Origin of the sequence: Paenarthrobacter sp. A20, from assembly GCF_024168825.1 — a bacterium.
Lineage (GTDB): Bacteria > Actinomycetota > Actinomycetes > Actinomycetales > Micrococcaceae > Arthrobacter.
The window spans coordinates 92,825-110,775 of the sequence record NZ_JALJWH010000001.1 but is presented as its reverse complement, the minus strand read 5'-3'; the positions used below and the strand labels follow the sequence as shown (position 1 = coordinate 110,775).

At 59.7% G+C, this 17,951-nt stretch carries 16 protein-coding genes; 6 read left to right on the top strand and 10 right to left on the bottom strand.

Going from position 1 to position 17,951, the window contains the following annotated elements; genetic code table 11:
• Nucleotides 1–8 precede the first annotated feature (8 nt).
• From J3D46_RS00525 to J3D46_RS00490, 8 genes are all read right to left on the bottom strand, one after another.
• The gene (locus J3D46_RS00525) at nt 9–1,127 is read right to left on the bottom strand and encodes a PP2C family protein-serine/threonine phosphatase (protein ID WP_253464548.1); all 1,119 of its coding nucleotides are present in this window, start codon (nt 1,125–1,127) and stop codon (nt 9–11) included.
• Nucleotides 1,128–1,273: 146 nt separating this feature from the next.
• The gene (gene bcp / locus J3D46_RS00520; RefSeq protein ID WP_253464546.1) at nt 1,274–1,741 is read right to left on the bottom strand and encodes a thioredoxin-dependent thiol peroxidase; all 468 of its coding nucleotides are present in this window, start codon (nt 1,739–1,741) and stop codon (nt 1,274–1,276) included.
• A 96-nt stretch (nt 1,742–1,837) separates the two neighbouring features.
• Entirely contained in the window at nt 1,838–2,608 is a 771-nt protein-coding gene (locus tag J3D46_RS00515; protein WP_253464544.1) for a winged helix-turn-helix domain-containing protein, read from the bottom strand.
• A 10-nt stretch (nt 2,609–2,618) separates the two neighbouring features.
• Complete coding sequence (gene allB / locus J3D46_RS00510; protein ID WP_253464541.1) at nt 2,619–3,968, bottom strand: allantoinase AllB; 1,350 nt, start codon at nt 3,966–3,968, stop codon at nt 2,619–2,621.
• A complete protein-coding gene (locus J3D46_RS00505) occupies nt 3,961–5,130 on the bottom strand; it encodes a glycerate kinase (RefSeq protein ID WP_253464538.1) in 1,170 nt (389 codons plus the stop codon). Before J3D46_RS00505 ends, allB begins: the two co-directional genes overlap by 8 nt.
• A gap of 24 nt (nt 5,131–5,154) precedes the next feature.
• The gene (gene gcl / locus J3D46_RS00500) at nt 5,155–6,930 is read right to left on the bottom strand and encodes a glyoxylate carboligase (protein ID WP_253464536.1); all 1,776 of its coding nucleotides are present in this window, start codon (nt 6,928–6,930) and stop codon (nt 5,155–5,157) included.
• 132 nt (nt 6,931–7,062) lie between these two features.
• A complete protein-coding gene (locus tag J3D46_RS00495; protein WP_256490917.1) occupies nt 7,063–7,998 on the bottom strand; it encodes a 2-hydroxy-3-oxopropionate reductase in 936 nt (311 codons plus the stop codon).
• Nucleotides 7,999–8,070: 72 nt separating this feature from the next.
• On the bottom strand, nt 8,071–8,874 hold the full coding sequence (locus J3D46_RS00490) for a hydroxypyruvate isomerase family protein (protein WP_105692055.1): 804 nt from the start codon (nt 8,872–8,874) through the stop codon (nt 8,071–8,073).
• A gap of 508 nt (nt 8,875–9,382) precedes the next feature.
• Here J3D46_RS00490 and J3D46_RS00485 point away from each other — a divergent pair.
• The 4 genes from J3D46_RS00485 to J3D46_RS00470 all read left to right on the top strand — a co-directional run bounded on the left by J3D46_RS00485 (nt 9,383) and on the right by J3D46_RS00470 (nt 12,554).
• Nucleotides 9,383–9,592 carry a hypothetical protein gene (locus J3D46_RS00485; protein ID WP_253464533.1) on the top strand — a complete coding sequence of 70 codons (210 nt, stop codon included), beginning with the start codon at nt 9,383–9,385 and terminating at the stop codon, nt 9,590–9,592.
• Between the two features lie 7 nt (nt 9,593–9,599).
• Nucleotides 9,600–10,046: a hypothetical protein gene (locus J3D46_RS00480; protein ID WP_253464530.1), complete on the top strand. Its 447-nt coding sequence runs from the start codon at nt 9,600–9,602 to the stop codon at nt 10,044–10,046.
• A 251-nt stretch (nt 10,047–10,297) separates the two neighbouring features.
• Complete coding sequence (locus J3D46_RS00475; protein WP_253464527.1) at nt 10,298–11,689, top strand: AAA family ATPase; 1,392 nt, start codon at nt 10,298–10,300, stop codon at nt 11,687–11,689.
• A gap of 28 nt (nt 11,690–11,717) precedes the next feature.
• Nucleotides 11,718–12,554 carry a hypothetical protein gene (locus tag J3D46_RS00470; RefSeq protein WP_253464524.1) on the top strand — a complete coding sequence of 279 codons (837 nt, stop codon included), beginning with the start codon at nt 11,718–11,720 and terminating at the stop codon, nt 12,552–12,554.
• Nucleotides 12,555–12,607: 53 nt separating this feature from the next.
• Here the strand turns inward: J3D46_RS00470 and J3D46_RS00465 are convergent, their stop codons facing one another.
• Together J3D46_RS00465 and J3D46_RS00460 are read right to left on the bottom strand one after the other, a co-directional pair.
• Nucleotides 12,608–13,618 carry a GTP pyrophosphokinase family protein gene (locus J3D46_RS00465; RefSeq protein WP_253464521.1) on the bottom strand — a complete coding sequence of 337 codons (1,011 nt, stop codon included), beginning with the start codon at nt 13,616–13,618 and terminating at the stop codon, nt 12,608–12,610.
• A gap of 1 nt (nt 13,619) precedes the next feature.
• Complete coding sequence (locus J3D46_RS00460; protein ID WP_253464519.1) at nt 13,620–14,639, bottom strand: DUF262 domain-containing protein; 1,020 nt, start codon at nt 14,637–14,639, stop codon at nt 13,620–13,622.
• Between the two features lie 786 nt (nt 14,640–15,425).
• Here J3D46_RS00460 and J3D46_RS00455 point away from each other — a divergent pair.
• Together J3D46_RS00455 and J3D46_RS00450 are read left to right on the top strand one after the other, a co-directional pair.
• Entirely contained in the window at nt 15,426–16,421 is a 996-nt protein-coding gene (locus tag J3D46_RS00455) for a LacI family DNA-binding transcriptional regulator (protein ID WP_253464517.1), read from the top strand.
• A gap of 199 nt (nt 16,422–16,620) precedes the next feature.
• Nucleotides 16,621–17,949 carry an extracellular solute-binding protein gene (locus J3D46_RS00450; RefSeq protein WP_253464515.1) on the top strand — a complete coding sequence of 443 codons (1,329 nt, stop codon included), beginning with the start codon at nt 16,621–16,623 and terminating at the stop codon, nt 17,947–17,949.
• Nucleotides 17,950–17,951: the final 2 nt, after the last annotated feature.

Below are 17,951 nucleotides of genomic sequence, written 5' to 3'. Positions count from 1 at the left end.
TTGTGTAATTAGCGCCCGATGTCCGGTTTGCGGTGAACCACGACGGCGGTCACGTCGTCTTCCGCTGTTGCAGCAGGTGCCAACTCAAGAAGGGCGGCGCACACTCCGTCCGACGTGCCCTCGCTCCGCGCGGCCTTTTCCACGTTCCGGATGAAATCCTCCAGTGAAGCATGGGCGTCCAGTACGCCGTCGCTGACAATAACCAGCGAGTCGCCGGGCTCCAGCTGAAGCTCGGCGGCGGCCCAGTGCTGTCCGTCGAGGATGCCCACGGGAGGTCCGGCGGACACAAGCCTCTGCGCCGCCCCCTCGGCCGGGATGTGCAGCGCGAGGCCGTGACCGGCGTCGATATAGCTGAGCTTTCCGGACAGAGCGTCCAGCCGCGCGTGGAACATGGTTGCGAATGAGCCGGACTGGTCCAGGTCCGACGCGATAGTGGCGCTGGCTGAGGCGAAGGCGGCATCGATGGCCGGGGTGTCCGCCACCGACCGCATTACCGCGCGGACGGTGGCCGCGATCAGGGCCGCGCCCATGCCTTTGCCCATGGCGTCCGCGAACGTCAGGTGCATGCCGTCGCGGGTCTGGTACCAGTCGTAGAAGTCCCCGCCAACGCTGCGGGTCGGGCGGAAGGCGCCGGCGACGTCGTATCCCTCGAGGCGGACTGTTTCCCGCGGGAGCAGGCTTTGCTGCACCACTGCTGCACGGGCCAGCTCGTCCGTTTGGCCGGTGTCTTCGGCTGCCGCGGCCGGCGTGCGGGCCCGGCGGAACAGTGCGCGGATGCGGGCTTGGAGTTCCTTGGGGCTGAAGGGCTTGTTGATGTAGTCGTCGGCGCCGATGTCCAGGCCGTTGAGTCGGTCGATCTCGTCGGCCCGCGCCGTCAGCATGAGGATGTAGGCGTCCGAAAATTCGCGAAGTCGCTTGCAAACTTCCATGCCGTCGATGTCTGGGAGGTTCACATCGAGGGTCACAAGTTCTGCGTTCGTACTGCGGACTGCTTCGACGCCGGACAGGCCGTCAGGTGCTTCGGTCACCACAAAGTCGAGCTGCTCGAGGACGAGGACGAGGAGTCCGCGGATGTCGGCGTCATCTTCGACGACGACAGCGTGGCGTACGGGGGTGGAAGAGACCATGGCTCCATTAACTACTGCTGCTGAAGATTTGTCACGTTTAGTCAAGGCATATGAAACGCCCGCTCACAAGAGTGAGCGGGCGTTACAAGAATTGTGCAGTTAGGTGAGAGAGCGATCCGCTCAAACACGCTGGAGGTGAGAGTGGGTTAGACGCCCAGCTCTTCCTTGAGCGCCTGGACGTGGCCCTGCGCAGCAACCTGGTACTGGGTGAGCTTGACGGTGCCTTCGCCGTCGAGGACCACCGTGGAGCGGACCAGGCCTTCGACGATTTCGCCGTCAACCAGCTTCTCGCCCCATGCGCCGTAGGAGAGGGCCACAGCGTGGTCTTCGTCGGAGAGCAGAGGGAAGGTCAGGGCAAATTCACCAGTGAACTTGGAGAGGGCTTCCGGGGCGTCCGGGGAGATCCCGATGACGTCGTAACCCTTGCCCTGCAGGCTGGCGAGGTTGTCGCGGAAGTCGCAGGCCTCGGTGGTGCAGCCGGGGGTGGCTGCCTTCGGGTAGAAGTACACAATGACGTTGCGTCCGCGGTAATCGGACAGCGAGACCTTGGTGCCGTCGGCGTCGAGAAGCGCGAAGTCAGGTGCTTGCGTTCCGACGAGGAGTTTCTGGGTCATGGCGATCCTTTACGTTTCACCGGCAAAAAGCCGGCCTTCATTTCAAACAACAGCGGTCATACAAATTGCGGGCGTTGATCTTTTACAACAGCGAACTTAGATGCTGTATTCCGCAGGTCCGCGCACTGTGGCATAGGGCCCTGGCACGAACTGGTAGCCGCCACCACGGACGGTGGCGACGGTGTGTCGGGCGGAGCCTAGCTTCCGCCGCACCCTTCCAACATAAACGTCGATCGAGCGAAATGCCGCGCCGGGGAGGTCAAATGACTCCAAAAAACGTTGCAATTCTTCACGACTGATGGCCCGTGAGCAGTTGACCACGAGGTAGCGCAGCAGCTTGTATTCCATGCCAGTAAAGGAAACCGGCTCGCCGTCCAACAGCACTACTTCAGCAGCGAGGTCCACCGCAAGTTGGCTGCGGCGGCTCGCCAACGTTACGGGCTCGACGGCGGTGCTGCCGCCCGCTTCGGTGCGGTCGCCGCCGTCGGAAACGGCTTCAGAACGGGACACCGAACGCGCCTCCGCGAGGGCATCGGCGAGCGAAAGTGTGCCGTTGGTACCGGCGTCGGCGATGTCCTGCGGAGTGCCGCCCCAGGATGAATCGCCGACGCCGGAGTGCTCTGCCCCGGTGGCGGGCCAGATGCGGACTTCCGCCTCCGGGGCAAGTTTCATGGCACGGGCCAGCACAAGGCGTGCTGCCCGTTCCCAGACCTCAGGATCGATCTCGTCACCCTCGGCCGGGTTGACCCAGAGAGCCAACCCGTGCGCGGTCAGGCCAGGTGTGGTCAGGCCGTTCCGTCGTCCCGAGGAAGCTCCGCGTGCTGCGGGTCCTCGCGACGGCGGCGGCCCGTAGGCATTGACTGCCATGGCGGTAGGCCTAAACGTTGCCGCGGCGGAGCAGCTTGCCGCCGGGGTTCTGGCCGTCGATCGCGGTGCCGCGCAGGTAGGTCTTGCGGACGACGCCGGCCAAGGGGCGGCCGTCGTATGGCGTGATCGGGTTCTTGTGCTTGAGCTTGGTGACGTCCACAACGAAGGCTTCGTCCGGGGCGAAGATGGAGAAGTCGGCGTCGTAGCCCAGGGCGAGCTGGCCCTTGTTGTGCAGGCGGGCCAGGGCGGCAGGCTTCTCGGCCATCCAGGACACGACCTGTTCCAGCGGGATGCCGCGGTGGCGGGCTTCGGTCCAGATCAGGGACAGGCCCAGTTGGAGCGAGGAAACTCCGCCCCAGGCCACGGCGAAGTCGCCGTTTTCCAGGTCCTTCAAATCCAGTGTGGAGGGGGAGTGGTCCGAGACGATGCAGTCGATGGTGCCGTCCTGCAGGCCCTTCCAGAGGAGCTCGCGGTTGGAGGCCTCACGGATGGGCGGGCAGCACTTGTAAGCCGTGGCGCCGTCGGGGATTTCTTCGGCCATGAGTGTCAGGTAGTGCGGGCACGTCTCAACGGTGAGGTTGACGCCGTCGCGCTTTGCTGAGGCGATCATGGGCAGCGCGTCTGAGGAGGAGAGGTGCAGGATGTGGGCGCGGGCGCCGGTCCAGCGGGCTCGTTCGATGACCTCGGCGATGGCCTTGTTCTCAGCACCGCGGGGGCGGGAAGCGAGGAAGGTTTCGTAGTGGTCGCCGCCGGGGTGCGGGGCGCGGTCAATAGCGTGGGAGTCCTCGGCGTGCACGATCATGAGCGAGTCGAAGGACTTGAGCTCAGCCATGTCCTCTTCCATCTCGTCCGCGTCCAGGTGCGGGAACTCGTCCACGCCGGAGTGCAGGAGGAAGCACTTGAAGCCGAACACGCCTTCGTCGTGCAGCGGGCGGAGGTCGCTCTTGTTGCCCGGGATGGCACCGCCCCAGAATCCGACGTCCACGAACGCCTGGTCCTTGGCGACCACGCGCTTCTGCTCCAGGCCGTCCACGCTGGTGGTGGGCGGGATGCTGTTCAGCGGCATATCGATGATGGTGGTCACGCCACCGGCTGCTGCGGCACGGGTGGCGGAGGCGAAGCCTTCCCACTCGGTGCGGCCGGGCTCGTTGACGTGGACGTGGGTGTCCACCAGGCCGGGGATGAGGGTTTCGTCGTCTGCGAGTTCGATGACCTCGTTGCCCGTGAGGCCGTTGCCCAGGGGTTCGATGGCGACGATGACGCCGTCGCGGATGCCAACTTCGCGGGCTGCGAGGCCGGCGGTGGTCAGGATGCGCTGGCCCCGGATAACGAGGTCATAGGCGCCGATTGCTTCAGACATTGAGGTACTCCTTGTTTTCGGTCCGTTCCGCCAGGTACACGCCTATGTGCTTACCTAATTGTTCAAGCAACGGACCTGCTTCAGCGATACATTTTTGGACATCTTTTTCCAGATCGGTCAGTGCATGGACCGTGTGGAAGCCGGCGTCCGTGAGTTGTTCACGGCTCAGGGTACTCCGGCCGCAGACTGCGATCACGGGAACCCCGTTCCTCTGTGCCGCCCGCGAGACTCCCATGGGGGTCTTGCCGAGCAGGCTTTGCTCGTCCAGGCTGCCTTCTCCGGTAATCACCAGATCGGCGCCCTTGAGCCTGCGCTCCAGTTCAGTGAACTCAAGCACGACGTCGATACCCGGCCGCCGCTCTGCCTTCAGTGCCGCGATGGCAATGTAGCCAACGCCGCCTGCCGCTCCAGCACCTTCTGCCTTGGCGGCGTACTTGGCATGCTGCCCGGTTGTTGCCGCGAGGACGTCGACGAAGTGGCTTGCTGCGGCGTCCAGTTCGGTGACGTCGTCCGGCGTCGCGCCCTTCTGCGGACCGAAGATGGCTGGGGCTCCGCTGGCCCCCAAAAGGGGATTGTCGACGTCGGACGCCAACACGAACTCCGTTGCCTCAACGCGGACGTCGAAGTTGGAGAAGTCGATGCTATTCAGCTGTGCCAAGGCGGCACCGCCGCCGGGGAGCTCGTTGCCGTTCTCGTCCAGGAAGACGGCGCCGAGGCCCTGCAGGACTCCCGCGCCGGCGTCGGTGTTGGCGCTGCCGCCGACACCCAGGATGATCTTGCGGCAGCCGAGGTCCAGCGCGGCGCGGATGAGTTCGCCCGTGCCGATGCTGGTTGCGGTTTTGGCCGTCTGGGACGTGGGGCCGTCCGGCAGGAGGGCGAGACCGGAAGCTGCCGCCATTTCGATGACAGCTTCCTGGTCCCGCACCGCGAAGTCGGCCTGCACTGGCTCGCCGAGCGGGCCGGTGACGGTGGTGGTCCGGCGGGTGAAGCCGGAGCCGATGGCGGCGTCGATGGTTCCTTCGCCGCCGTCGGCCACCGGAATGCGTGTTACTTCAAAGTTCGTCTGTCCGTACCCCGCCAGGAGTCCTGTTGCCAGGTGCTCGGCGACGTCGGGTGCGGACAGCGAGCCCTTGAATTTGTCCGGGGCGATGACAACACGCATTCCGGTGCCTCCTTACTGTTTTCTCTAGGCCTTGGTCAGGATCGCGGTGGGTGCGTCCGCCGCGGTTTCTGCCAACTCTTCGAACTCGTTCACGCCGTTGATCTCAACGCCCATGGAGATGTTGGTGATCTTTTCCAGGATCACTTCAACAACCACGGGAACCTTGAACTCGCCCATCAGTGCCTTGGCCTTGTCGAAAGCGGCAGGCAGATCGTTGGGGTCCTCAACGCGGATGGCCTTGACGCCCAAGCCCTCGGCAACCTTGATGTGGTCCACGCCGTAGCCGTTGGTCTCCGGGCTGTTGATGTTCTCGAAGGCCAGGGAAACGTTCTGTTCCATGTTGAAGCCGCGCTGGCTCTGACGGATCAGGCCCAGGTAGCTGTTGTTCACCACAACGTGGATGTACGGCAGGTTGAACTGTGCGCCCACTGCCAGTTCCTCGATCATGAACTGGAAGTCGTAGTCGCCGGACAGGGCAACAACGGTGGCGTCCGGGGTTCCACGAACAACGCCCAGAGCGGCGGGAGCGGTCCAACCCAGCGGGCCGGCCTGGCCTGCGTTGATCCACTTGCGGGCACCGAAGACGTGCAGCATCTGTGCGCCGGCGATCTGCGACAGGCCAATGGTGGACACGTAGGTGGTGTCGCGGCCGAAGGCCTTGTTCATCTCCTGGTACACACGCTGCGGCTTGATGGGCACGTTGTCGAAGTTGGTTTTGCGGTGCAGGGAGCCCTTGCGCTCCTGGCACTCGGCAACCCAACCCGAGTAGTCCGGCAGGGTCTTTGCTGCCTGGCGTTCGCGGGCCAGTTCCAACAGACCGTCCAGCGCCGCACCGGCGTCGGACGCAATGCCCAAGTCCGGCGAGAAAACGCGACCGATCTGCGTCGGCTCGATGTCGATGTGCACGAACTTACGGCCGGCCGTGTAGGTGTCCAGGCCGCCGGTGTGGCGGTTGGCCCAACGGTTGCCGATGCCGATCACGAAGTCGCTCTGAAGGAACGTCTCGTTGCCGTAGCGGTGCGAGGTCTGCAGGCCAACCATGCCGGCCATCAGCTGGTGGTCGTCCGGGATGGCGCCCCAGCCCATCAGCGTGGGGATAACGGGAACGTTCAGGATCTCGGCCAGCTCAACCAGCTGGGCCGAAGCACCGGCGTTGATGATGCCGCCACCGGCAACGATCAGCGGGTGCTTGGCAGCGGTCAGCAGGTCCAGAGCTTTTTCCAGCTGCTTGCGGGAAGCCTTGGGCTTCTCCACCGGCAAGGGCTCGTAGGCGTCGATGTCGAACTCGATCTCGGCCATCTGAACATCGATGGGCAGGTCCAGCAGGACCGGGCCCGGGCGACCCGAGCGCATCAGCTGGAACGCCTTCTGGAACGCGCCGGGAACCTGGCCCGGTTCCAGGATGGTCATGGCGAACTTGGTCAACGGCTTGGCGATGGACTCGATGTCCACAGCCTGGAAGTCTTCCTTGTGCAGCTTGGCAACGGGTGCCTGGCCGGTGATGCAGAGCATGGGGATGGAATCAGCCTGGGCTGCGTACAGGCCAGTGATCATGTCCGTGCCTGCGGGGCCCGAGGTGCCGATGCAGATGCCGATGTTGCCATCGGCTGCGCGGCTGTAGCCGTCAGCCATGTGGCTGGCGCCTTCAACGTGGCGGGCCAGCGTGTGGCGGATGCCGCCGTGGGCACGCATTGCTGAGTAGAAGGGGTTGATCGCTGCGCCGGGCAGACCGAAAGCTTCGGTTGCGCCTTCCTTTTCCAGGATGGCTACGGCCGCATCAACGGTGCGCATCTTTGCCATGGTGTACTCCTTGTTTTTTGCCCTTTCGGGCGAAGTCTGTGGTGTTTTTGGGTGTGGTGAGGGAGCCGCCGTCGTTTAAGTACGACGGCGGGTTCCCTCCTTGTGTTGCTGTCCGGCTTTTGCCGGGGGTGCTTACTTCCGGCCGCTGAGCTGAAGGACCTGCTTGAAGAGGCCCGAGTGGTCGAGGCCGCCGTCGCCCTGGTTGACGGTTGCGGCGACGAGCTGGGCGACGACTGCGCCGAGCGGGACAGCGACGTTGGCTTCGCGGGCTGCGGAGGTGACGATGCCCAGGTCCTTGTGGTGGAGGGCCAGGCGGAAGCCGGGGTCGAAGTTGCGGTCCAGCATCTTCTGACCCTTCTGGTCGAGGACCTTGGAGCCGGCCAAGCCGCCGCCCAGGACCTTCAGTGCTGCGTCGGTGTCTACGCCATAGGCCTCAAGGAAGGCGATGGCCTCGCCGAGGACCTGGATGTTGACGGCTACGATCAGCTGGTTGGCTGCCTTGACGGTCTGGCCGGAGCCGGACGGGCCGACATGGACGATGGTCTTGCCCACTGCGTTGAGGACATCCTGTGCTGCCTCGAAGTCTGCAGCTTCGCCGCCGACCATGATGGACAGGACGGCGTCGATTGCGCCCTGTTCGCCACCGGATACGGGAGCGTCGAGCGGGCGGATGCCTGCTGCTACTGCGTCGTCCGAGAGGCGCTTGGCGACGTCCGGGCGGATGCTGGATGCGTCGATCCAGAGGGTGCCCTTCTTCGCGTTGGCGAAGACGCCGTCCTTGCCGCTGACTACACCCTCAACATCGGGGGAGTCCGGGACCATGGTGATAACGACGTCGGCGTCCTTGACTGCGTCCGCGATGCTGGTGGCACCCTGGCCGCCTTCTGAGACGAGCTTGTCGATCTTGTCCTGGCTGCGGTTGAAACCGGTGACCGTGTGGCCGGCCTTGACGAGGTTGATGGCCATGGGGAGGCCCATGATTCCGAGTCCGATGACTGCAACGTTGCTCATTGTGGTTCTCTTTCTGAAAGTCTGTGTGTGTGTTTTAACCCGGGTGTGCTTACCCAACTAGGTCGCAGTTCGCGTCGTTCTCAGCGCTCGTAGCGCCCTGATCTGCTACCTACTTGGGTTACGCGGTGCTTAGTTGGCGTTGGCGCGCTGGCGGATGGCCCAGCTGAAAGCCGATTCCTGCGGTTCCTTGTACTCGAGGCCGATGTAGCCGTCGTAGCCGAGTTCGCGGCTGCGGGCGATCCATTCGCCGAGGGGGAGGGTGCCGGTTCCGGGAGCGCCGCGGCCGGGGTTGTCGGCGATCTGGATGTGGCCGAAGTCCTTGGCGTGGTTCTCGATGACAGATTCGACGTCGTCGCCGTTGACTGCCAGGTGGTAGAAGTCGGCGAGAAGCTTGATGTTCTGTGCGCCGGATTCTGCCTTGACGCGGGCGATGACCTTGAGTGCGTCTTCGGCGGTGAGGAGCGGGTACTTGGGTGCGCCGCTGACCGGTTCGAGGAGGACGGTGCCGCCGATGCGGGCGACGCCTTCGGCTGCTGCGGCGAGGTTCTTTGCCGCGAGTTCGTCCTGCTCTTCAGGGGTGAACTCGTCCTGGCGGTTGCCGTAGAGGGCGTTGAACGCCTTGCAGCCGAGGCGCTCACCGATGCCGGCTACGACGTCGATGTTGTCCTTGAACTCGGAGCAACGTCCCTTCCAGGAAACAAGGCCGCGGTCGCCGCCGGGCATGTTGCCGGCGTTGAAGTTCAGGCCTGTGAGCTGAACGCCGGCGTCCTTGATGGCTGTTTCAAACTCTGTGGTCTCTTTGTCGGTGGGAACCGAAGTGGCGAAGGGCCACCAGAACTCGACGGCGTCAAAACCGGCTGCCTTCGCGGCGGCGGGGCGCTCGAGCAAGGGCAGCTCCGTCAGGAGGATGGAGCAGTTCACTGTGTACGTCATCGTAGGTCCTTCCGAGGAGGGGCTTGGATCTATCTTCGCTTGCTTCGGCTGGGCCTTGATGCTTGGCCTCAGTTTCCGCTTTGTGGAATTTAGATTCTGCTTTATGAAAAGTTTAGGGAAGGTGGGGGTGGGAGTCAAGGGGCGACGAGACTCATGAATAGTGCTCGCGGAACGGGGTGCGTGCCTCATTTGGGAAATGCTCGCGAAATCACGGGACGCCGTGGGCACGGCGGTGACGATGAGGGATGGACCTGTCGATGGCAAACGCGTAGGGAAATCACGAAGAAGTACGCAGCCGATTACGGGAAGTCATCGAAGAACGCCAAGGGGTTGGTTCTGGACGGACTGGTCGCCGTCACGGGCTGGTCCAGGGCCCAACGCACGCCGGGCGCTTTCCGCAGCGCGCAAGCACAAAGGCCCCGCGAGCGGCGGTTCGGAAGCCTCGGGGACGAACTTATGGTCATGACACGCTCAAGATCCTGATCGGTGTGTAGCGGTCAGGGCACAGTTGCTGCAGATCTCCGGGGCCACGATCAACCGGCTCCTCGAGCCCACCAGGGACTCGGGGAAGCCCAAAGGTCTCTCCGCGACGAAGGCAGGCAGGCCGCTGCTGCGTAATTCGATTACGGTCCGAAACGCCGGCGACGAACACGAACAGGTCCCCGGCTTCATCGAAACGGACCGGTCGTCCATTGCGGTCCCACCCTGGCTGGACTGAGAACGTAATGGTCCGAATCGCACAACGCCGGGGAGTTCATCAACTACGCCGTCATCGCCTAGCAGGTGACAAAGATATTTACTTCACCCATGCACGGCCCTATAAGTCCAACGACAACGCCCACGTCGAACAGAAAAACGGTGACGTCGTGCGTCGCCATGCCTTCCACTACCGGTGCTACACCACCGCTGAACTGAAGCTCCTCAACGCCTTCTACGCCCTCATCCGGGTCCGGCTAAACCTCTTCACCGCGACCACCAAAGCCATCGGCTGGCGTTCAAACAAACACGGCAAAAAGACCTGGATCTATGACAAGCCACGGATCCCTTACCACCGCGGTATCGACTCCGGAATCCTCACCGAGGCCAAAGCGACCGAACTCGCCGACCTCATTGGGGCCGTGACCCAGCTGAACTCACGCGCAGCATCACCCGAATCAAAATCCAGTTCATAGGCCTCGCAGCCGCATATGCACAAGCTAGGGAAGCCTCAACCACGGGAGCAGCAAGAACTGAGGGGCCCACAACGCTCAACGCGAGCATCTTGACATGAGTCATCTGGGGGGAAACGGGGCGGGATGCCAGTCTGGAAAAGAACAGGACCCCGCGGTGAGCCTCGATACACGTTCCGCTCAAGCGCGTACCACAGGTTGGGTAATAGTTAGCCCCACACGTAGGAGGGGTCCACGCTGATACGCTCAGCAGTATGAGTGATGTGGCACCTGACGGGATCGACGTTGATTTGCTGCAAGCCGATGTGAGCACAGTCAGATTCCCACAGATCGAGAAGATCGAAGCAACTGAAGTACTGGGTGAATATGACTACTCGTTCGAATTCAGGGGAGCCGAAGACGACGTCATATCCGAGCGCGTTCGAGTCATCTACGCGCAAAACGGAAGCGGGAAGACAAATCTGCTCCGCGCTGTTTACCACATACTGACGCCGGAAGTCGACAGCTTGCAGTCACTTATCGACATCCCGATGAAGTCGCTTCAGGTCACATTTCGATCTGGCGTTTGTATCCGCATGGACCGGTCTGATTGGCGGGATGGGTCACTTGGCCTGGAAGTCACAGTCCCTCCGGAAGGTTACGAGGGGATGGCACGGCCGTGCAGGCTGGCCGTGGATCCCGGTGACTTCGGCTCTAGAATGTACAAGCGCGTCTTGGCAAAGAGGGCCGACTACGAAGACTATCTCAATAACCTGCAGCTCGTGCAGAGTCACACAATCTTTGTGGGGGACGACCGCTCCGTGCAGTCCGCTGTGCCAATATTTGAGCAACAAGAGTCTTTTGTAAAGTCATTTAGAGAGTATGACCGAATAGCCACGCGCTCTGCGGTAATAGCCAGTGCCCACACTTTAGAAGTGCAAGAATCACTCAAACGAATTGAAGAGATCTTCAGTCGAATGGCATTTGCGGATATCTCAACGGATGCAGGTCAAGGGGGTGGGGCCTATGCGGAGATCACGCGCCACGTTCTTCATGGTAAGAAGCAGGGGCCGCTAGCGGCGGAAGCAAGGGCTCTGCTTCTTAGAAAGATTAATCACATTCTTCTGCGGGGACTGAGCTTTGAAAAGTATGGCCTGATTAATCTGAAACAGGTGAAGAGGATTCGCCTAGAGATTAATGACACACGGTCGAACAATACTAAACTGAAGAGCCTTCATGCAGTCATTGACCCTTACCTTACAAATCTACTTGATCAAATGGATGCTCTTGAAAAGACAAAAGGCATTATTGATACGTTTGTGACGTCGGTCAATAGCTTTCTCGACCGAAAAAGCGTATCGTTCCAAACGCTATCGGGAATTACTTTGCGGAATAAGAAGAACGAGATTCTTAGTCCTGAAAAGCTTTCCAGTGGTGAGAAGCATTTACTTCTGCTGTTGAGTAATGCAGTTATCGCGAGTAGAATCGGATGTTTATTCATCATTGATGAACCGGAGTTGTCATTGGGAATTGAATGGCAGAGAAAGCTTATAGGTGAACTACTCCGGTGTTCAGCTGGGAGTTCGGTGCAATTTCTAATTGCATCGCACTCCGTGCAGATTATGACGGATATTAATGAGGTCGTTAGTCCGCGTGCCATCTATTAGCAGCAACAGCGGAAAACCGAGGCTAGCGGTGTCAGAGCTTGCGAGGGAGGTGACACTCACTCGCAGTAAATACCTCATAGTCGAGGGCCACTCGGATCGACGCTTCTATAGGGAATGGATTCGCACGATCGATGTCCGCTGGGAGGAATCTTATCAAGAACCCTATATTCTGGCCGTCAGTGACATTGACGTCCCAGACGAAGTACTACTGTCTCAGAATGTAGCAGTTGGACATCGCAGCCGTGTTCTTCATCTATCCGAAACGCTGAGCGACTTTCCCGAGCGCGTTCGTTGCGTTGCGGATCTCGATTGCGGCGAGTATCGCGAGCAGTTCGCTTCCAGGATCCTTCTATGGACAGATTTCCCTGCACTTGAGAGCTACGGGTTCAGTCCCAGCGTTCTCGATGTTCTTAATCGCAACATCTTGTCCGACAAGCTCCCATCGGGAACTGTGCTCGTTGAGATGTTGAAAGATGCCTTCGCCGATCTTTACGTGGTTCGTATGCAGAACCCACATATGACAAGTCCATCCGTCAACAAGGGCGTGCTCAAAACCGGCCAAGACTATGCTGGATACGATGTTAGGAAAGCTGTGTCTCCCGACGTCGCCGGAAGAATTGATGACTACACGCCGCCTACATACTCCGATGCTCGTGAAGTCGTCTACGGCCATGATTTGGCCCTCTTGCTGCTAAGCATTTATGGAAATCAAATAAAAAATCAGTGTGGAATCCGAGATGAGAAGGCCTTGGAGAACTGCATACGCATGTCAATTCTTCTGGAAGGTTCATTCGTCCGGCTCCCATTATTCAAGAGTCTAGCTGCTTGGATTCTGACCAGTGGGGGACCTAGATCTTATAACTAGAGTCCCAGCCGTACCCCCTGAATGCCAGTCCGTTCACCCCTCAGCTCTCGGACTCAAACTCCCTTCTCGAACGCAGCCACTAGTTTCGGGTCCTGAAAAACTGCGACTTTTTGGAACTCGGATTTGTTCCAAGTGCCCACGATGGAACCGATCACGACGATTCCCGAAGCTTTCTCAGGCTCCAGCGGGTAGTTCTGGGTGTTTGCAAACCGACGAATTACAGCCAGGATATCGTTGTTGATGAGAGCATTCAGTAGATCCTGAACGGTCATAAGCCCGCATTTGACTAGGATCTTGGCAAACTTGAAGCCGTCCTCAATGGGTAGTGGCAGGCCATCTGGTCCCAGTGCCTCCATCTCAGGACGTCTTGCGATAAGAGCGGCCAATACCTGAATCGTGCTCAGTGAATCGTCCAGGTCTTGCCCCGACAGATACCTTAATGACTTGTCAAGAACTAGTTGAACGGTCGCCTGCTCGATTCCGGAGAACTCACGATCAACGAGTTCAAGTGTGCCAGCTAAAGCATCAAAGCGTCGTGCTAAGCCGGGGGGAATTCCCTCGCCAATTTTATACCGTAGAGAGTGCTCGATCTCTGCCCATGCGTGCGCAATGACACTTCGTATTTGGATTTCTACAAAAGTTTTTCTCAGTACTGTTGAGACGGGTTCTAGGCCGGAAGACGAAGCCTTTATAACAAGGTGATTGCTTCTGTAACCAACTTGACGCAGAATCAACTTAGAAGTCTTATCAGAGGATCGTTCCTCGTCGACACTAAATCTATTTCGAATTTTTTTGGCAACCTCATCCACCGAGTGATCAAACAGTGTGATGATTCGAATACCAATAAGATCATCAAATTGTTGACCAGGGCGTCCGTAACCTCTCCGTTCAACTTTTTCAGCCACTGAATCGGGTTCCTTTGCCCGAGCTTCAATAAGATGAATATTTAGGGCCGATCCTCGTAGTGCGTCCTCGATCTGCGATTTGACTTCCGATGCGGCCAGTTCGTAGTCGCTGAAGTTCGTCCGGTAGGCGGCAAGCCAGCGCTCGGAAAGCGTACCCATATCACCCTCTATTTAGTATGACGCGCTTAAGCTCGTCGATTCTTGCACGCCGAGGCCTAATATTGTCCGTTTGCCGACTCTGCGCGACGAAGTACCGCGACGCGCGAGGTGTTCGTTCATCCTCGGACGCGGCCAGCTCTTCATTGAAATCCGAAATGCGCTGACCAAGAATTGCCGTCGGAGGTAACTGTTCCTCTTCTGCTTGCAGTTCGTTCATGGCACCTATCAAGGCATATATATTCGCGGGGCGACGAAGAAGTGATTTTTTAAGATTTGGTAGAGCAGCTTGAATCTCTTCCAGGACGGAGGCTAGCTGAGTTTGCAGTTCCGGACCTTGAGGGAAATCCTGACGGAACGAGTCGTAGTAGAGGTCCACGGACTCCTTCTTATCTTGTGGGCCTTCGCTAAGAAGAATTAGAAGCTCAGCAACGAGTTCATCATTTTTCATGCGATTGGCCGCTTGTCGCGTCACAACGCCGTTTTCGGTCCAGAAGGGCCATTTTCCTATGGACTCAACTAGTCGTTTGAATGCTCCGTCTTCGGTTGCATGTCGAAGTTCCTGGGGGTTGAGTGCTACGACGTATCGATTCATTCGCTTGAACATATCGCGGATATGGTTAGAGCTGTATCCCACTAGCTCCTGAATTACAAAGTCGTAAGAAAGAATTTGTAAGCGATGTTCTTCATCAAGACTCTTCCACCGCTGGCGGTACCACGGACTGCTCGGATCGGATTCAGTGAGCGCAAACCTATTTTCTAGGAACTGAAAAACGGCATTAAGACGTTGTTGCCCGTCTACTACCGTGTATTCAACGCGCTTTGTCTGGGCGCTGATCCCTTTTTGGAAATAGAGAACTGGAATGGGATTATCAGTTAGAATTGTGTCGATTAGAAAAGACTTTGCTGGTCGCGGCCATATAGCATTGCGCTGGAACTCGGCACTTATCTGTAACTGGCCATCATCATATAATTGCTTTAATAGACCGATGTCTTTGGTAGTTGTAGCAAATCGTCCGCTCATGCAGTCCTCATTTCACCGTCATTGTCGTCTTTGCAGAATTCTATAACCCGGGATCAGATAGATCTATGTTCCAGTGGGCTTGATGTTGATGATATCTGATTGAAGCTACATACCCGAATTTCATGCCCTATCATTTGTGCTCTTATGATTTGTCACGTGCAAGGCAGCTGCTTTTCAGTCTAACGGTGTTCGAGGGTCGAAGGCGTGGAGAACGGAGTGGCAGCTCGGCTGGCTGAGAGGGGAAGCGCATTCGATTCGGGCTTGACGCGCCAAGGACAGGCGAGGCCACTTACTGTTATTCGAACCCTGACGCTGCAGGTGTGGCTTATCAGCCCATCGTCGTGCCCGCAGTCGCAAAGTATTGATCGCCATCTGCGCCAGCATCGTTCGTTGTCACTACTTGTCCAGTGTTCGGGACGTCGATATATAGGGTGCCGCAACAAGATATCCAACTTGTCTCTGACGGAAATGGTATTGGCCACAGCCCCTCGGTTGCTTCAGCCTCCTCAGCTCCTCTGCCATTGCCACATGGTCCAGGATCCGGCGTTTGTGCGGGAGTGGTGAGGAGCCGGCGTTGAACGCTTTACACACTGCTGCGTCGGTCGTGGAACCACGTGACCTATATGCCAGTTCACATGAGCAGCCGCGAGCTGTCGCCTTTAGTCGCCGATACCTGTGCGTCATCAGTACTGCCGTTGACTAGCGAGCTAAGCTGGGAACCGCCGGTGGGCACGGTACGGGCGTGGCGGCAAGGACCGTCGTCACTGCTCGCGGAAGGACAATCTAATGGCTCGGCCGACAGTTCAGGACGTCGCCAGGACTGCTGGTGTGTCCGTTGGGACGGTGTCGCGCGTCCTAAACGGGAGCCCGGCCGTCAGCGAGGCGGCCAAGGAGAAGGTCAACGCCGCCATCAGGACGCTCAGCTACCGGCCTCTCGCCTCAGCGAGGGACCTTCGTCGCGACCGGACGATGCGCGTCCTCGCTCTCGCCAAGAACCTGGACTCGCTCGTGATCAGCGAAGTCTTCCGGGGTGTCGGCGACGCTGCAGCGGACTCAGGATACGTCAGCCTCATCGCAGCGACCGACGGGGATCTGGATCGCGAACAGCAACTCGTGGACATGCTGCGCAATGGCTCCGTGGACGGACTGGTGATCTTTTCGCCCACGATGCCGGACGACGACGTCAACACAGTCGCCGAGCAACTCAGCGTGATCCAGGTTTGTGAAATCGTCGACGCCGAGGCCGCGTTCGGAGTGTCCATCGATGACCGTCAGGCCGCCTACGACATCACCAAACACCTAATCGACACGGGGGCCAAGAAGCTGGCCATGCTCGCCCACAGGGGTGCCCGCTCGGGACGGCTCCGCGAAGAAGGCTTCCGTCAGGCGCTCACTGAGTCGGGCTTGGAATCAGACCAGATCCTGCTCGGCGAAGGCAACTTCGGCTTCCACTCCGGGCGCACCCTCGCAAGGCAGCTCCTCAAAGCAAAACACCTTCCTGACGCTGTCTTCTGCGGCACCGACATCGTCGCGGCCGGGTGCGTCCGCGAACTCACCGATGCAGGGCTACGGGTACCAGATGACATCGCCGTAGCCGGTTTCGATGACTCAGCTCAGGCAGAAATGTGCGTCCCGGAGCTGACCACGGTCCGCCAGCCAGCCTATGAAATGGGCCGTGTAGCCTTCGCGGAGCTTCTGGAGCGGATGACCGTCGAGGGCTCACACCGCAAGGGAAGAACCTTCCTCCCGCACGAACTCGTCATCCGGGACTCCACCAAATAAGAAGGGTTGACATTCCCGAGTGGTCCCTGTCACACTATTTTGGAATCGATTCCATGGCCGCAAGGCCGATTCTTTGAGCGTATTTGGAATCGATTCCACAGACCAAAAAAGAACCATGGCAAAGAAGCCACCCTCAGCACGCGGGACAGCCAGAACGCGGGCTGAACCCCACCGCCCACAGACACCAAAGGAGCCACTTGTGGACTTGAACCGACCTGCTTCCCCGCTCCAGAGCCAGAACAACGCCGCAACACCCCGAAACCGCAAGGGCCTCGCAGCGGCGACCGCAATCGCAGCCGCAGCCCTCATCCTCAGCGCGTGCGGCGGGGGAGCCGCACCCCAAGGTGCCGAGCAAGCGGCAGCTGCCGATCCGGCGTCGGGCGCTAATGCCAGCGGTGCCGTCAACATCTGCGGCGTCAAGGACGCGAGCGGCATCTACAAGGGCACGGCAGAGGCATTCACGAAGGCGAACGGCAAGGTCACGGCCAAGTACACCGAGATCGGCGCCACTACGGACGAGGCCCGCACGCAGATCGTGCAGCGACTCGAGGGCAAGTCCACCGAGTGCGACCTCTTCGTCACAGACGTTATCTGGACCTCCGAGTTCGCCTCCCAAGGCTGGCTGCTGGACCAGACCAAGCTGGTCGAAGCGAACAAGGACCGGCTCATTCCCTCCACTGTGGAAACCACCAAGTATCAGGACAAGTACTGGGGCTCGCCGTTCTTCACTAACGCCGGCTTGATCTACTACCAGAAGGACAAGGTAGCCAAGCCCGAGTCCTGGCAGCAGCTCTACGCGGAAGCCGCCAAAGCTCCGGGCAACGGCTACGTCTACCAGGGCAAGCAGTACGAGGGCCTCACGGTGAACTTCCTCGAAATGCTCTACAGCGCAGGCGGCGAAGTCCTCAACGAACAGGGCGACGTCAAAATCGACTCCAAGGAAACCCGCGACGTCCTCAACTTCATGAGCGACGGACTCAAGAGCGGTTCCGCCGACCGCGCCGTCCTGACTTACAACGAAGACCCGGCCCGCCTCGCCTACGAGTCCGGCGACTTCGGATACCAGCGCAACTGGCCGCACGTGTATCGGCTGTTGAACGCGACACCGCTGGCGTCCAGCTTCGCGGTCGCGCCGCTGCCCGCATGGGAAGGCGGCAAGGCCTCCGGCGTGCTGGGCGGCTGGAACCTGGCGATCTCGGCCCACTCCACCAACCAGGCCGGAGCCGTCGCATTCATCGACTTCGCCACCACCCCGGACTGGCAGAAGCACGTGGCCATGGACTACTCACAGGCCCCGGTGAACGAAGCTGCCTACTCTGATCCGGCGGTACTCCAGAAGATGCCGTTCGCCACGGAACTCCTCGCCTCGGTAAAGGGTGCCAAGCCGCGCCCGATCTCCCCGGTCTACCCGCAGATCTCGCAGGCGATCTACAAGAACGTCTACGCCGTCCTCTCCGGTACCGCCTCCATGGAAGAAGCCGTGCAGAAGATGGCCGAGGAAATCACCACCGCTAAGGCGAGCTTCTAGCT

Excerpts from the sequence above, each read along its gene's own strand:
- J3D46_RS00460 (WP_253464519.1), bottom strand. The coding sequence starts at position 14,639 with ATGAGCGGACGATTTGCTACAACTACCAAAGACATCGGTCTATTAAAG.
- gcl (WP_253464536.1), bottom strand. The coding sequence starts at position 6,930 with ATGGCAAAGATGCGCACCGTTGATGCGGCCGTAGCCATCCTGGAAAAG.
- J3D46_RS00525 (WP_253464548.1), bottom strand. The coding sequence starts at position 1,127 with ATGGTCTCTTCCACCCCCGTACGCCACGCTGTCGTCGTCGAAGATGAC.
- bcp (WP_253464546.1), bottom strand. The coding sequence starts at position 1,741 with ATGACCCAGAAACTCCTCGTCGGAACGCAAGCACCTGACTTCGCGCTT.
- allB (WP_253464541.1), bottom strand. The coding sequence starts at position 3,968 with ATGTCTGAAGCAATCGGCGCCTATGACCTCGTTATCCGGGGCCAGCGC.
- J3D46_RS00490 (WP_105692055.1), bottom strand. The coding sequence starts at position 8,874 with ATGACGTACACAGTGAACTGCTCCATCCTCCTGACGGAGCTGCCCTTG.
- J3D46_RS00465 (WP_253464521.1), bottom strand. The coding sequence starts at position 13,618 with ATGGGTACGCTTTCCGAGCGCTGGCTTGCCGCCTACCGGACGAACTTC.
- J3D46_RS00455 (WP_253464517.1), top strand. The coding sequence starts at position 15,426 with ATGGCTCGGCCGACAGTTCAGGACGTCGCCAGGACTGCTGGTGTGTCC.
- J3D46_RS00505 (WP_253464538.1), bottom strand. The coding sequence starts at position 5,130 with ATGCGTGTTGTCATCGCCCCGGACAAATTCAAGGGCTCGCTGTCCGCA.
- J3D46_RS00515 (WP_253464544.1), bottom strand. The coding sequence starts at position 2,608 with ATGGCAGTCAATGCCTACGGGCCGCCGCCGTCGCGAGGACCCGCAGCA.
- J3D46_RS00480 (WP_253464530.1), top strand. The coding sequence starts at position 9,600 with ATGGTCCGAATCGCACAACGCCGGGGAGTTCATCAACTACGCCGTCAT.
- J3D46_RS00475 (WP_253464527.1), top strand. The coding sequence starts at position 10,298 with ATGAGTGATGTGGCACCTGACGGGATCGACGTTGATTTGCTGCAAGCC.